The following is a 12,885-nucleotide window of genomic DNA, read 5'->3' as shown; positions in this document are numbered from 1 at the left end:
AGGTGAACTATGAATCCGTTTTCGCTCTCTGTTGAGGAGCTTGAAAAAAAAGCACGCGCAGTTCGCCGGCGCATCATCGTGCTAAACGCCGAAAGCCCCGCAGGCGGGCATACGGGCGCTGACTTATCCCAGGTAGAACTGCTTACCGCACTCTACTTCCGCATTCTTAACTGCTCGCCGGCGCTGCAAAAAAGCGACGATCGCGATATCTATATTCAGTCGAAAGGCCATGCGGTAGGCGGTTATTACTGCGTACTGGCAGAAGCCGGGTTTATCCCCGTCGACTGGCTGAGCACCTATCAGCATGCCGACTCCCACCTGCCCGGCCATCCGGTAAAACATAAAACCCCCGGCATTGAGCTGAATACCGGCGCGCTCGGTCACGGTCTGCCGGTTGCCGTTGGTATTGCGCTGGCGGCCAAACGCAGTAACAGCAAGCGCCGGGTATTTGTCGTCACCGGCGACGGTGAACTGGCCGAAGGCAGCAACTGGGAAGCAGCGTTGGTGGCCGCCCATTATCAGCTCGATAACCTGATCATCATTAACGATAAAAACGGTCTGCAACTGGCCGGTTTAACCAAAGACATTATGAATACCGATCCGCTGGACGAGAAATGGCGCGCCTTTGGTATGCAGGTCACGCAATGTCGTGGCAATGATATGGCCGATGTGGTCGCCACCATCGAAGGATTAACACCAAACGGCAAGCCGATGGTCATTATCGCCAATACCACCAAAGGTGCCGGTGTCTCCTTTATTCAAGGGCGTCCGGAATGGCATCACCGCGTGCCCAAAGGTGAAGAAATTGAACTGGCGCTGGAGGAATTAAAAGATGAGTAACAGCGAACATCTCGCCACCGTAATGGTGAATGCATTTATTGATGCCGTAGACCGCGGCGTGGATCTGGTGCCGGTGGTGGCCGACTCCACTTCGACCGCCAAGATTTCCCCCTTTGAGAAAAGATTTCCGGGTCGACTGGTCAACGTCGGTATTGCCGAACAGACCCTGGTCGGCGCCGCTGCCGGATTGGCGATTGGCGGCAAAATTGCCGTCACCTGTAACGCTGCGCCTTTTCTGATTTCGCGCGCCAATGAACAAATCAAAGTCGATATTTGCTACAACAATACCAACGTCAAACTGTTCGGCCTGAACGCCGGGGCAAGCTATGGGCCGCTGGCCAGTACCCACCATAGCATTGACGATATTTCGGTGTTGCGCGGCTTTGGCAATATCCAGATTTTTGCCCCTTCCAGCCCGCTGGAATGCCGTCAGATTATTGATTACGCCCTGGAATATATTGGCCCGGTGTATATCCGCCTGGACGGTAAGGCCCTGCCGGAGCTGCACGACGAAAGCTATCGCTTTGTGCCTGGCAATATTGATGTGCTGCGCAAAGGGCGTGACCTGGCATTGGTGTCCATGGGGTCGACGGTGCACGAGATTGTTGCCGCCGCCACACTCCTGGCAGAAGCCGATATTGACGCTACGGTGATCAGTGTACCGTCTATTCGTCCCTGTAATACCTCACAACTGCTGGCGGCACTACAGGGCTGCAAAGCGGTGGTCAGTGTAGAAGAACACAATATTAACGGCGGGGTCGGCAGCCTAGTGGCCGAGGTGCTGGCAGAAGCGGGCTGCGCCATTCCGCTGCGCAGACTGGGTATTGCCGATGGCCAATATGCTATTGCCGCCGACCGCGCGGCAACCCGAGCCCGTCATGAAATTGACGCCCAGGGCGTAGTGAAAAACGCCATCGCCTTGTTACGCGCACAACAATAAAAAATATAAATCGAACATCTTACCGGAGAGAGAGCAATGTCCCGAATTCCTCAACAACTGACTATGGGTGTCATCATCGGCAACCGCGGATTTTTCCCCAGCTACCTGGTTGCCGAAGCCCGTGAACAAGCGGTGGTTCTGTTTGACCGCCTCGGTATTAAAACCATTATGCTTAACGACACGCAAACCGAACTGGGCGGCGTGGAAACCCGCCAGGATGCCAAAGTCTGTGCCGAACTGTTTCGTCAGCATCGCGACGAGATCCACGGCGTAGTGGTATTACTGCCAAACTTTGGCGATGAAAAAGCCATTGCAGAAACCCTGCGTATTTCCGGGCTGAATGTGCCGGTGCTGGTGCAGGCTCAGGAAGATAATCTCAATAAAATGGGGCTGGCCACCCGCCGCGACAGCTTCTGCGGCAAAATCTCCCTGTGTAATAACCTGCGTCAATATGGCATTCCCTTCACCCTCACCACCCAGCACGTTTGCGCCTTGAGTGGCGAAGTGTTTGAAAAAGACCTCAAACGTTTTGAGCAGATTTGCCGTGTGGTCAGCAGTATGCGCGGCGTGCGGGTCGGTGCCATTGGCGCACGCCCTGCCGGTTTTAATACCGTCCGCTACAGTGAAAAACTGCTTGAACGCCTGGGTATTGCGGTGGAAACCCTGGATCTCTCCGAGATCTTTACCCGCATCAAACAACTGCGTGATGACGATATTCGCGTCGATGAAAAACACCGCATTTTGCTGGCCAACGCCGATACCAGCGGCATTCCGGCCGACAAACTGGTGACCATGGCCAAACTGTTTGTGGTGATCAGTGAATGGGTGGTTGCCAATGATATCGACACCACCGCCATCCAGTGCTGGACATCACTCCAGGAAAACCTCGGCATCAACGTCTGTTCCATTATGAGCGTAATGTCCGGCCAACTGATGCCAAGCGCCTGCGAAGTCGACGTGATGGGTGCGCTGTCGATGTTTGCGCTGGCCAGCAGCAACTTAAGCCCGGCGTCGATTGCCGACTGGAATAACAACTTCGGCGACGATCGCAACAAATGCGTGCTTTTTCACTGCGGTAACTTTGCCGCCAGTAGCCTGGAAAATCCGCATATGGGCACCGCCGACATCATTGGTACCACCGTCGGCAAAGAAAATACCTGTGGGGCGGTGCATGGGCGCATGAAAAGCGGTGATCTGACCTATTTCCGCCTCAGCACCGACGATCTGACCGGCGAAATTAAAGCCTATGTCGGCGAAGGCCAGTCGGTGGACGACCCGCTGGATACCGTTGGCTGCCGCGCCGTGATCCAGGTTCCGCATCTGGAAAACCTGCTGTCATGGATCTGCCAAAACGGCTTTGAGCACCATGTGGCCATGAACCACTCGGCAAGCGCCGCGGTGCTGCAAGAAGCCTTTAACCGCTATCTCGGCGTGAATACCTACCTGCATCAATAATGGGTAGCGGCCACCCCATGAGGGAGAAACATCGTGTCTGTTAACAAAGACATTATTATCGCGCTCGATGAAGGGACCACCAACGCCAAAGCCGTGGCATTTGACAGCCAGGGACAGATTGTCGCCAGGTTTTCCCGTCCGCTGACCATTGATACCCCCCATCAAGGCTGGGTAGAACAGTCGGCTGAAAAACTGCTCGAGGCGTCGCTGGTGGTGCTGACCCAGGCGATTAACGCCGTCGGCGCAGATCGCGTGGCGGCATTGGCAATCAGTAATCAGCGGGAAACCGCCGTGGGTTGGTATCGTAACAGTGGCCAGCCGTTAGGCGCGGCGATAACCTGGCAATGTTCACGAACCGCGGATTTTTGCCAGTCGCTACGCCAACAGCACCGCGAAGGGCAGATCAAAGCGACTACCGGCCTGCCGGTCACCCCGCTGTTTTCGGCATCTAAAATGCGCTGGCTGCTTCAGTCGGTACCCAATGGCGAGGCTCTGGCGCAACAGGGCGAGATTTGCCTGGGCACCGTAGATAGCTGGCTGCTGTGGAATCTGACGCAGGGTGAAGCATTTTGCTGTGATTACTCCAACGCCTCGCGTACCCAGTTGCTGAACCTGCAACGCGGTGAATGGGACAGCGAGATGCTGGAACTGTTCCAGATCCCCCGTGCGGCATTGCCGGATATCCGTCCATCCAGCGGACTGTTTGGTTATACCAAAGGGTTGGAGATCATTCCGGACGGTATTGCCATCATGGCGATGATTGGTGACTCGCATGCGGCCTTGTTCGCCCATAGCCTGGGAGCGCAAGGCTGCGTAAAAGCCACCTATGGCACCGGCTCCTCGGTGATGGTCCCGGTCAATTCCGCACTGTGTGACGTTAACGCGCTGGCCACCACCGTTGCCTGGCACGACGGCGAACGGCTGGTATATGGTCTGGAAGGCAATATTCCCCATACCGGGGATGCAGTGGCCTGGATGGCGGACAGCACAGGATTAAGTGAACTGCCGGAAGCTGAACTGACGCAGGCACTCAATAGCTTGCCGGCTTCGGTGGAATCGACCCTCGGCGTCTATTTTGTCCCGGCGTTGACCGGCCTTGGCGCCCCTTGGTGGGATGAAAACGCTCGCGGTCTAATCCACGGCTTAAGCCGGGGCACCAGGCGGGCACATCTTATCCGTGCCGCGCTGGAGTCCATTACCTACCAGATTGCCGACGTTATTACCGTTATGCGGCAATATGGCGACTTTGACCTGCAGGCGCTAATGGTAGACGGCGGCCCGACCAAAAATGACTGGCTGATGCAATATCAGGCTGACCTGCTGGGTTGCCCGGTGATGCGCAGCGATATCCCCGAATTATCCGCCATGGGGGCCGCACTACTGGCGCGCAAGGCACTACTCGGCATTGATAGCGAACAGTTACGACCCTGTCTGCCGGAACATATTATCTTTACGCCCGACCCGCAACGTCACCTGCGATTGCAACTGCGCTGGCAGGAATGGCAAAGCGCAGTGGAACGGACAAGATGGCATAAGCAGTGAACAAGTAATTAATAAAAGGGGGGAGCGCCTGATGGGTTTATATCGGGCGCTTGAATTTAGTAATAATTACAGTATTCAGGATCGAGATATAGCGGCACCGCCCCATGAGATATTCGGGGGAAAACTTGTTAGAACAGTTAGTTATCATCGGGTTCTTTGCCACCTCGTGGCTCCAGGAATACCACACCAAGCTGGTCTGCCTCATCTTCTATCACTGCCATTACGCTTTCTGACTCCAACACCCATTGCGATTCGATGTTGACCTCAAGTTGTTCTGCTTTGACTCGATCACCAAACAACATCAACGCCGTATCACCGTGTTGTTTAGAAGACCATTGTAAGCCCTGCGCAGCGGGATAAGCCTGATGTATTGCCAGAGAATATTCGCGGGTGAACAAATATTGGTCTGCTGACGAATCAAGAAGGTCAGCTCTCTTCACACCCATTTTCCGCAATGTCTTTGGATTGAGATCAACAAGATAAAGATTATCACGGGGAGTCATTACCGAATAGGCAAGACCTTCTAACTTCCCCAAATCAAAAGGCGTATCGACAGATAGAGTAGGCAGGTCATGGAAGATAGTCTCCATCACCGCCACACCGCTATTCACTCCCCCATATAAGGTTGACACACCATTACTCATGGGGCTAAATCGCGCACCACCGATGCCAGGGTTGAATTCGGTGGCAGTAAATTTAGCTGAATGTATCCGATAGATAGGCTTACCCGCTGCCCAGATTGTAAAATTCACCTGAAAATCAGCCTTAAGGACCGGCAACTTGCGCACGACAACATCCTTGTCATCTGAATCAGCCATGCGTTCCGCCCTCCACTTCCGCCTGGGCGGCCAACAATACCTGTTTAGGCATAGTAGCCAGCACATCTTTCGGCTTCTTCCCTGCCAACCAACTGTTTTCAGAACCAAACCAGATGGCAAGACCCCAGGGGGTTTTCTTCTCACCGAACAGAGCGATGACTTGCTTCACGACCGGGATCGGGCGAAATCCTTCATCCAAAGCGTATTGTGGATATTTGTCTTTGCCATTCAACTGTAGCGCAAAAATAGTGCCTGCAGCCTTCCAGCGGTTTGGTCCGGCACTGGGATTAGTATTTTTAAAACTCGCTTTTTCTGATAATTCACGAGCCGTCAACCACACGGAATCGGTAAGGATGCGCGCATTAAGTTGCTCACGGCGGAGAGCATTTCGAGCCGCACGAGCCTGTTTGTCAGTTGCATCCGTTGCCTCGTTAACAGCCTGAGGCAAGCTTGCTTCTTTGACTTTTCTCTTCCTGGGTGCAAACTCCGGCATTGAGGCCAACACTGCGCTCATTGCTGCACTCATCGCCACTTGCACTGTTTTATTAAAATCTGCCCGACGGTCTTTAACTTTTCCCAGATCGATAACCAGATATTCAGAATCTGCATGCGTGTTTAAATTATGCAGTTCATCTCCACTTAGTGTTCTGATTTCATAAGATCGGTTTTCACGCCCTACGGTGTTCGCTTTTGCTACCATCATTCACCTCGCTGAGCAAATGGATATATTAGTTATATCCATTATATACAGGAGGCGTGATTTGTCATCAATATTGATTGATATTTGACCTGGTGAATATGTCGAGATAAAGGACGAAGCCCGCTGGCTGACGTTTAGTTTCTCACTCAGTGCCTTAATTTCAATGGGTTGAAGATCATCTATGCTGTTCAGGCAGGCTTTGTCAAAGTTGCGCATCCTTTACTGGGAGTAATGGCATCGCAGCCTCGATAATCAAGCACCACTAGTCACTCCCTTTTTCCGCTCTTGCCTTTCTATCAAGCAATCTTCCCGAAGCATCAAAATAACGGCTGGGCCAGATTTTTGCAGGGTGCACGTTTAGTGCCATTGCCACCAGCCATTCCCCTTTCGGCCACGGACGGGAAAGCACATTGGCGAGTGTTGAAGAACTGAGCCCCGCCGAACGCGATAGCGCCGCCAACGTGGTGCCTTTCTTACGCAAGGCGGCGATAATATCTGCCTGATGCCAGTCATGATGTGGTGTCATACCTTTCTCCGTGAAGTTTCCGAGTAAACACATACATCAAATACTAAGTATTACTTAGTATATTTTCAAGGCACACAGATGAGAATCTCGACAAGTCACACAAAAAATCAGGATCCTCATGCTCCCTCATCGTTTAAAAGCCGCACGTTTAAAGGCTGGTCTGTCACAGGAACGGTTAGGCATTCTTGCCGGGATAGATGAGGCAACGGCCAGTGCCCGTATGAATCAATATGAGCGTGGTATTCATACCCCGGACTTTGAACTGGCCTGCCGGTTAGCTTCGGTTATGCAAATTCCCGCCTGCTATTTTTATACCGTGGAAGACGATCTGGCGGAAATGATCCTTGGCTATTCTGAGTCGCACCAAGAATCAGTAAAATAAGAAGATTAAGCGCCAACGCCCTCCTCAACAAATCGCTTTACGCCCTATGCCTTTGTTTAATCCTTGCTGCAAACTTGCAACTGAGTCCATCCCCATAGGACGGGCAGCATCAGGAGCAGGCGGATAAATTCGCGAGGTATTCTTGCAGATATATTTATAAAAAAACGCCCCCGGCCATTAAAGCCAAGGGGCGAGAAGTGCCAATTACAGCCCTTAAACGATCGCTATTACGCAGTAAGAAGAGCGGCGTCGATTTTCACCACAATTTTGCGCAATGCTGCCGGTGTCTGCAGGGCACACATTGGGCGATGCAGCTCCAACGGGAAGACTATCGCCAGTTCTTCTGGCTGAAGGTGGATCAACGTCTCGCTGGCAATCTGATGGCAAAAGCCAAGGTCATTTGCCACATTAAAGGGCTCACTCAGATCCAGCGGCAAGCCGGTTACCCCTGCACCGATCACCTCTTCACCTGTCAGCACGATATGAATATCAATGTACTGACGATGAAACTCCGGGCGCTGTTCTGCAAGCAGGCGCGTATGCCCTTCAACAACGGAGAAGAAAACGCCGTCCCCCTGCAATGGGTATTTTCCCGCGGCCAGTGTATGCGGCGCTTTGTCGAGGATCGCCTGTAACGTCTGGCGAATAATAGCCGGATAAATCGGGTTAACGGCACCTGCAGATAAAGTATCAATAATCATAAGAGAACATCCTGCTTAACATGGTTTTTTAACAGTAAAAGGCTTTGCGACACAAGGGTGGCGACCGGCGCGGCGATATCAACGGCAATGATGTCCACTTCATCGTCTGCGGGCAGCTCCAGTGCAGCGAACTGACTTTGCAGCAACGCTTCGGGCATAAAGTGCCCCTGCCGCTGGCGCATTCTGTCCAGTACGCAGTCGTAATCCCCTTTCAGCCAGAGAAAACGGACATTGTTGTTGCCCTGGCGTAACTGGTCGCGATAGCGTTTTTTTAACGCTGAGCAGACCAGCACACCAGATTCATTTTTCTGCTCAAGGCTGAAAATGACATCAGAAATGTGTTCAAGCCATGGCCGGCGATCGTCATCATTCAACGCCTGGCCCGATGCCATTTTGCGGATGTTCTGCCGGGGATGCAGATCGTCGCCGTCGATAAATTTGGCCTGCATTGCTTGTGCCAGCGCCAGCCCTACCGTCGATTTCCCGGTGCCGGAGACGCCCATTAAAATCACGCACTGACCTGCCATCATCTACTCCTTACACTGCTACCAGCATGCCACCGTCGACGAACAACAGATGCCCGTTGACGAAGTCAGATGCTTTTGATGAGAGAAACACTGCCGCACCCACCAATTCCTGCGGGTTGCCCCAGCGTGCGGCTGGTGTACGTTTGCATAGCCAGTCAGTGAATGCCTTGTCGTCCACCAGAGCCTGAGTCATCGCCGTCTGGAAATAGCCGGGAGCAATGCCGTTCACCTGAATATTGTGCCGTGCCAGCTCCACGCACATACCTCGCGTCAGCATTTTCACCGCACCTTTTGCCGCGGCGTATGGGGTGATGGTGTCGCGCCCCAGTTCGCTTTGCATAGAACAGATATTGACGATTTTGCCCTGCTGGCGTGTCACCATGCGTTTTGCTACCGCCTGTGATACCAAAAATACCGCTGTCTGATTGACGGCAATCACCGCATTCCACTCTTCAACCGGGAATTCTGTAAAAGGGTGACGCCGCTGAATACCGGCGTTATTAAATAACACATCGATGGTACCAATATTATTTTCGATATCGGCTATGTTTTTTTCAACGGATTCGGCATCGGTAACATTAAATACCGAGGTCCAGACTGTTGCGCCTTCATCACGTAATTTCATTGCTGCCTGTTCTGCACGTTCTGCTGAAATATCATTGATGATAATTTCCGCGCCATATTGCGCCAGTCCCTGAGCCATAACAAAACCGATCCCCTGACCTGAGCCGGTAATTAAAATGCGTTTGCCGTTTAAACTAAAAAGATCTTTCATGATTATTCCCTGCCCAAATGATGTGCTGTCTATCTCACGGTTTTTAGCAGCGGCAAACTGTGATACAGATCACTCAAATCCATGTTACGAATAGGGGTTACCTTTAGTGTGAGCCAGGAATGGATCTCGTGGGTTTTCTGGCAGTTAGCGACAGCTATTGCCAGTCGGTGCAGGGGTATCTACATATTGATCAACCCCGGCATGATGGGGCTGGCGCACCAGATTTATACCGATAAAGACAGGGTATAGATCACCTGAAGAGGGGGTGTTACAGAAGTCGCTCTTTAGCGGGATAAAAGTCCTCCATCGGCATAGTGATGGCTGGATCCCACGTAGGGGAGAACGAGCGAATTATCGGCCAGCGAAGGGGGAGTGTTCTGACCCCTCACGACAAAATAGGCAAAGTGAGAAAAAAGATAATAATCAAAAAAATCAACGAACTGTTAACGATAAAAAAATCGATCGGCCTTGACGCCTGACGATAAGATAAGCATCTGAAGCTGCGCCAGCCGACTGAAGTTGTTAGCTTTTTGTTGTGCTTATGTCGAGAACTGCCGGGCACGGAGGGAGGTTTTGTTCGTACCGGTCACGTAGACGGTAACAGGCTTTTTTAACACGATTCAGCGTGATGCAGATCTCAAAATTACCAATCAAAAACCCGTTTGATAGTACGTATCTGACGTACTGAAACTTTCAAACAGGTAACTCTATGAATACTCAAACTACCCAAACCGTACTGCTGATTGCTCCCGTCCTCGACAGCCTGCTGGACAAACTCTCCACTGCATTTACGGTCTACCGCCTGTACGAGCAGCCAGACGCCGACGCGTTCCTGCAAGAAGTGGGATCAACAATACAGGCAGTGGTCACTCGGGGTGACATTGGTGTCAGCAACCATGTTCTCCAGGCATTGCCGCAGGTTGGGCTGATTGCCCTGTTTGGTGTCGGTACCGATGCCGTCGATCTCGATTACACCCGTTCGCGCAATATCGCGGTAACTATCACTTCCGGCGTGCTGACGCAGGGCGTGGCCGACCTGGCGATGGGGCTATTGCTGGCAGGTGCCCGTCAGCTATGCCAGGGCGACAGATTTGTCCGTGAAGGGCGCTGGCTTAACACCGCCCCTGCGCTGGCAACCCAGGTAAGCAGCAAACGTATTGGTATCTTTGGCATGGGTAATATCGGTCAGGCTATTGCACGCCGGGCGAGTGGCTTTGACATGGAGATCCTTTATAACGATCGCCAGAAGATCGCCGGGCTGGACTACCAGTGGTGTGCCGACCTGCATACCCTTGCTCGTGAAAGCGATTTTCTGGTGATTGCCGCGTCCGCCGGGGCTGAGAATCAGAAGCTTATTGATGCCACGGTATTGAGCGCGATGCCCAAACACGCGTGGTTAATCAATATTGCACGCGGTTCCCTGGTGGATGAAAGCGCACTGATTAGCGCGTTACAAAAAGGTGTTATCGGCGGCGCAGCACTGGACGTATATGAAGATGAACCCAACGTCCCGGCAGCTCTGATTGCTCTCGATAACGTGGTACTGCAACCGCACGTTGCCAGTGCGACTCATGAAACCAGACAAAAAATGAGCGATGTGGTGTATGCCAACGTCGAGGCTTATTTTGCGCAGGCCCCCTTGCCTAATATCATTGCGTAATTTTTTACTCAGCTTATTTCTACCCTCTACGACAGAGAGAAAAATATGAATAATAAAATACCCGGCACACGCTGGTGGCGAATTATTGCCCCGATGCTTATTGCCTGCATTATTTCTTTTATGGACAGGGTAAATATTAGTTTTGCCTTGCCCGGTGGTATGCAAACGGATTTAGGTATTACCAGTCAAATGGCCGGTGTTGCCAGTGGTATATTTTTTATCGGCTATCTGTTTTTACAAATTCCCGGAGGGCGAATTGCGGTAAACGGTAGCGGGAAACGTTTTATTGCCTGGTCATTAGTGGCATGGGCCATTGTGTCTATCGCTACCGGGTTTGTAACCCATGAATATCAGTTGCTGGTGCTGCGCTTTATTCTCGGCGTTGCCGAAGGCGGGATGTTGCCAGTGGTGCTGACCATGGTCAGTAACTGGTTCCCGGAAAAAGAAGTAGGTCGGGCAAATGCTTTTGTCATGATGTTTGCGCCTCTTGGCGGTATGCTCACCGCCCCCGTTTCCGGCGCAATTATTGCAGCATTTGACTGGCGCTGGCTGTTTATTATCGAAGGATTGCTCTCCTTTGTTGTGCTGATAGTGTGGTGGTTTCTTATTAGCGATCGTCCTGAAGAGGCCAAATGGCTCCCGGCGAGCGAACGTGAATATCTGGTGACCACGCTGGCTCGCGAACGTCAGGCACATTTGGCAGAAGAGCCGGTAAGCAATGCGCCAGTAAAAGCCGTATTCCGCAATTCAGGGCTGATGAAGCTGGTCATTCTCAACTTCTTCTACCAGACCGGCGATTATGGCTACACCCTCTGGCTACCGACGATCCTCAAAAATCTCACCGGTGCCAATATGGCCGGTGTGGGTGTTCTGGCGATCTTGCCTTTTGTCGCCACCCTTGCCGGTATCTACGTGATCTCTCTGTTTAGTGACCGCAGTGGTAAACGTCGAGCCCTGGTGCGTATTTCACTCTATTGCTTTGCCGGCTGCTTACTGGCATCGGTGGTGCTGAAAGAGAATATCATCGCCGCTTATATTGCGCTGGTGATGTGCGGCTTCTTCCTGAAAGCGGCGACCAGCCCGTTCTGGTCAATTCCGAGTCGTATTGCGGCACCGGAAGTGGCAGGCAGCGCGCGTGGGGTGATTAACGGTTTGGGTAACCTCGGCGGGTTCTGCGGGCCTTATCTGGTAGGCGTGATGATCTACTTTTACGGGCAAAACGTGGCGGTTTGTGCACTGGCGGGATCGTTGATTATCGCCGGTACCATGACCTTCTTCCTGCCGAAGAAATGCGACCATGTGCCGGAAGATGCGGCCACACTAAGCAGCGATAAAAAGCTCCACCGCGTATAAGAGGAAATGGATCATGACGCTGGACCAACAGATAGCATTATGTGAAAGCCACCGGGCACAGCTACGCTTTTCCACTTTTGATGCTAACGATGCCTGGGTGCTGGGTAATACATTGTACCGTGAAGCCGCACGCAAGGGATTTGCTCTGGCCATCGACATTAGCGTCAATCATCTTTGCCTGTTCAGTGCGTTAATGCCTGGGGCAACGGCCGAGAATATTGACTGGGTACGGCGTAAACGTAATCTGGTAGCGTTTCTTGGCATCAGTTCCTGGGCTGCCGGGCTGATGTTGCAGTCTCGAAAAACCACGCTCGAGCAGCGCTACGGCTTGAATTTACGCGACTATGCCGCCTTTGGCGGCAGTTATCCACTCTACCTGACCAGCGGTTGCCAGATAGGTACGGTGACTGTTTCCGGCGCACCGCAACGTGACGATCACAATCTGGTGCTCGACACATTACGTGAGATGTTAGGTATCGCGCAAAGCGAGCTGACGCTGGTACCGGACGCGGTTTGCTAGCGGATAAATATCATAAATTACAAACAGCAAAAAGCCCTGTACGTCAGTACAGGGCTTTCCACTTATTTGATGCCTGGCAGTTCCCTACTCTCGCATGGGGAGACCCCACACTACCATCGGCGCTACGGCGTTTCACTTCTGAGTTC

At 52.3% G+C, this 12,885-nt stretch carries 14 protein-coding genes, 1 rRNA gene and 1 pseudogene; 8 read left to right on the top strand and 8 right to left on the bottom strand.

The window, feature by feature from the left end; genetic code table 11:
* The first annotated feature begins 9 nt into the window (after window positions 1-9).
* Genes GW590_RS12280 through GW590_RS12265 form a run of 4 tightly spaced genes read left to right on the top strand, consistent with a single transcriptional unit; the run spans window position 10 to window position 4,777 of the window.
* On the top strand, window positions 10-840 hold the full coding sequence (locus tag GW590_RS12280) for a transketolase (RefSeq protein ID WP_169403343.1): 831 nt from the start codon (window positions 10-12) through the stop codon (window positions 838-840).
* Window positions 833-1,780, top strand: a complete 948-nt coding sequence (locus GW590_RS12275) for a transketolase family protein (protein WP_169403342.1) — start codon at window positions 833-835, stop codon at window positions 1,778-1,780. Before GW590_RS12280 ends, GW590_RS12275 begins: the two co-directional genes overlap by 8 nt.
* A 36-nt stretch (window positions 1,781-1,816) precedes the next feature.
* Window positions 1,817-3,235, top strand: coding sequence for an L-fucose/L-arabinose isomerase family protein (locus GW590_RS12270; RefSeq protein WP_169403341.1), 1,419 nt, complete (start codon window positions 1,817-1,819; stop codon window positions 3,233-3,235).
* A gap of 33 nt (window positions 3,236-3,268) precedes the next feature.
* Window positions 3,269-4,777 carry an FGGY family carbohydrate kinase gene (locus tag GW590_RS12265; RefSeq protein ID WP_408014935.1) on the top strand — a complete coding sequence of 503 codons (1,509 nt, stop codon included), beginning with the start codon at window positions 3,269-3,271 and terminating at the stop codon, window positions 4,775-4,777.
* A gap of 137 nt (window positions 4,778-4,914) precedes the next feature.
* Here GW590_RS12265 and GW590_RS12260 read toward each other — a convergent pair whose 3' ends face one another.
* From GW590_RS12260 to GW590_RS12245, 4 genes and pseudogenes are all read right to left on the bottom strand, one after another.
* Window positions 4,915-5,595: an RES family NAD+ phosphorylase gene (locus GW590_RS12260; protein WP_169403340.1), complete on the bottom strand. Its 681-nt coding sequence runs from the start codon at window positions 5,593-5,595 to the stop codon at window positions 4,915-4,917.
* Window positions 5,588-6,298 (bottom strand): integrase, encoded by a 711-nt coding sequence (locus tag GW590_RS12255; RefSeq protein WP_235955940.1) that lies wholly within the window; start codon window positions 6,296-6,298, stop codon window positions 5,588-5,590. The genes GW590_RS12260 and GW590_RS12255 overlap by 8 nt, the downstream gene beginning before the upstream one ends.
* 120 nt (window positions 6,299-6,418) lie before the next feature.
* Window positions 6,419-6,511, bottom strand: a pseudogene (locus GW590_RS12250) (helix-turn-helix domain-containing protein); the annotation flags it as partial.
* Between the two features lie 46 nt (window positions 6,512-6,557).
* Entirely contained in the window at window positions 6,558-6,821 is a 264-nt protein-coding gene (locus tag GW590_RS12245; protein ID WP_169403339.1) for a helix-turn-helix domain-containing protein, read from the bottom strand.
* A gap of 118 nt (window positions 6,822-6,939) precedes the next feature.
* Here GW590_RS12245 and GW590_RS12240 point away from each other — a divergent pair, with 118 nt between their 5' ends.
* Window positions 6,940-7,203: a helix-turn-helix transcriptional regulator gene (locus GW590_RS12240; protein WP_169403338.1), complete on the top strand. Its 264-nt coding sequence runs from the start codon at window positions 6,940-6,942 to the stop codon at window positions 7,201-7,203.
* Window positions 7,204-7,430: 227 nt separating this feature from the next.
* On the opposite strand, the gene GW590_RS12235 is transcribed toward GW590_RS12240, so the two are convergent.
* The 3 genes from GW590_RS12235 to idnO are packed head-to-tail and all read right to left on the bottom strand — an operon-like array spanning window position 7,431 to window position 9,206.
* Window positions 7,431-7,904 (bottom strand): YhcH/YjgK/YiaL family protein, encoded by a 474-nt coding sequence (locus GW590_RS12235; RefSeq protein WP_169403337.1) that lies wholly within the window; start codon window positions 7,902-7,904, stop codon window positions 7,431-7,433.
* Entirely contained in the window at window positions 7,901-8,431 is a 531-nt protein-coding gene (locus tag GW590_RS12230; protein ID WP_169403599.1) for a gluconokinase, read from the bottom strand. The genes GW590_RS12235 and GW590_RS12230 overlap by 4 nt, the downstream gene beginning before the upstream one ends.
* Window positions 8,432-8,441: 10 nt before the next feature.
* Window positions 8,442-9,206 carry a gluconate 5-dehydrogenase gene (gene idnO, locus GW590_RS12225; protein ID WP_169403336.1) on the bottom strand — a complete coding sequence of 255 codons (765 nt, stop codon included), beginning with the start codon at window positions 9,204-9,206 and terminating at the stop codon, window positions 8,442-8,444.
* Between the two features lie 709 nt (window positions 9,207-9,915).
* Between idnO and GW590_RS12220 the strand changes: the two genes are divergently transcribed.
* Genes GW590_RS12220 through GW590_RS12210 form a run of 3 tightly spaced genes read left to right on the top strand, consistent with a single transcriptional unit; the run spans window position 9,916 to window position 12,739 of the window.
* Entirely contained in the window at window positions 9,916-10,866 is a 951-nt protein-coding gene (locus GW590_RS12220; protein WP_169403335.1) for a 2-hydroxyacid dehydrogenase, read from the top strand.
* A 45-nt stretch (window positions 10,867-10,911) separates the two neighbouring features.
* Window positions 10,912-12,219: an MFS transporter gene (locus GW590_RS12215; RefSeq protein WP_169403334.1), complete on the top strand. Its 1,308-nt coding sequence runs from the start codon at window positions 10,912-10,914 to the stop codon at window positions 12,217-12,219.
* A 13-nt stretch (window positions 12,220-12,232) separates the two neighbouring features.
* Entirely contained in the window at window positions 12,233-12,739 is a 507-nt protein-coding gene (locus tag GW590_RS12210) for a heme-degrading domain-containing protein (protein ID WP_169403333.1), read from the top strand.
* A 71-nt stretch (window positions 12,740-12,810) separates the two neighbouring features.
* Here GW590_RS12210 and rrf read toward each other — a convergent pair.
* A 5S ribosomal RNA gene (rrf, locus tag GW590_RS24700) occupies window positions 12,811-12,885 on the bottom strand; the annotation flags it as partial.

The sequence above is a fragment of the Rouxiella aceris genome, from assembly GCF_012933545.1.
Classification (GTDB): domain Bacteria; phylum Pseudomonadota; class Gammaproteobacteria; order Enterobacterales; family Enterobacteriaceae; genus Rouxiella; species Rouxiella aceris.
The sequence above is the reverse complement of the archived record's forward strand: the minus strand, read 5'-3'. Positions and strand labels throughout refer to the sequence as shown.

What these genes read in the sequence shown, in the direction of transcription:
- idnO (WP_169403336.1), bottom strand. Translation starts at nt 9,206, where the DNA reads ATGAAAGATCTTTTTAGTTTAAACGGCAAACGCATTTTAATTACCGGC.
- GW590_RS12215 (WP_169403334.1), top strand. Translation starts at nt 10,912, where the DNA reads ATGAATAATAAAATACCCGGCACACGCTGGTGGCGAATTATTGCCCCG.
- GW590_RS12255 (WP_235955940.1), bottom strand. Translation starts at nt 6,298, where the DNA reads ATGATGGTAGCAAAAGCGAACACCGTAGGGCGTGAAAACCGATCTTAT.
- GW590_RS12240 (WP_169403338.1), top strand. Translation starts at nt 6,940, where the DNA reads ATGCTCCCTCATCGTTTAAAAGCCGCACGTTTAAAGGCTGGTCTGTCA.
- GW590_RS12280 (WP_169403343.1), top strand. Translation starts at nt 10, where the DNA reads ATGAATCCGTTTTCGCTCTCTGTTGAGGAGCTTGAAAAAAAAGCACGC.
- GW590_RS12230 (WP_169403599.1), bottom strand. Translation starts at nt 8,431, where the DNA reads ATGGCAGGTCAGTGCGTGATTTTAATGGGCGTCTCCGGCACCGGGAAA.
- GW590_RS12260 (WP_169403340.1), bottom strand. Translation starts at nt 5,595, where the DNA reads ATGGCTGATTCAGATGACAAGGATGTTGTCGTGCGCAAGTTGCCGGTC.
- GW590_RS12235 (WP_169403337.1), bottom strand. Translation starts at nt 7,904, where the DNA reads ATGATTATTGATACTTTATCTGCAGGTGCCGTTAACCCGATTTATCCG.
- GW590_RS12210 (WP_169403333.1), top strand. Translation starts at nt 12,233, where the DNA reads ATGACGCTGGACCAACAGATAGCATTATGTGAAAGCCACCGGGCACAG.
- GW590_RS12270 (WP_169403341.1), top strand. Translation starts at nt 1,817, where the DNA reads ATGTCCCGAATTCCTCAACAACTGACTATGGGTGTCATCATCGGCAAC.
- GW590_RS12220 (WP_169403335.1), top strand. Translation starts at nt 9,916, where the DNA reads ATGAATACTCAAACTACCCAAACCGTACTGCTGATTGCTCCCGTCCTC.
- GW590_RS12275 (WP_169403342.1), top strand. Translation starts at nt 833, where the DNA reads ATGAGTAACAGCGAACATCTCGCCACCGTAATGGTGAATGCATTTATT.
- GW590_RS12245 (WP_169403339.1), bottom strand. Translation starts at nt 6,821, where the DNA reads ATGACACCACATCATGACTGGCATCAGGCAGATATTATCGCCGCCTTG.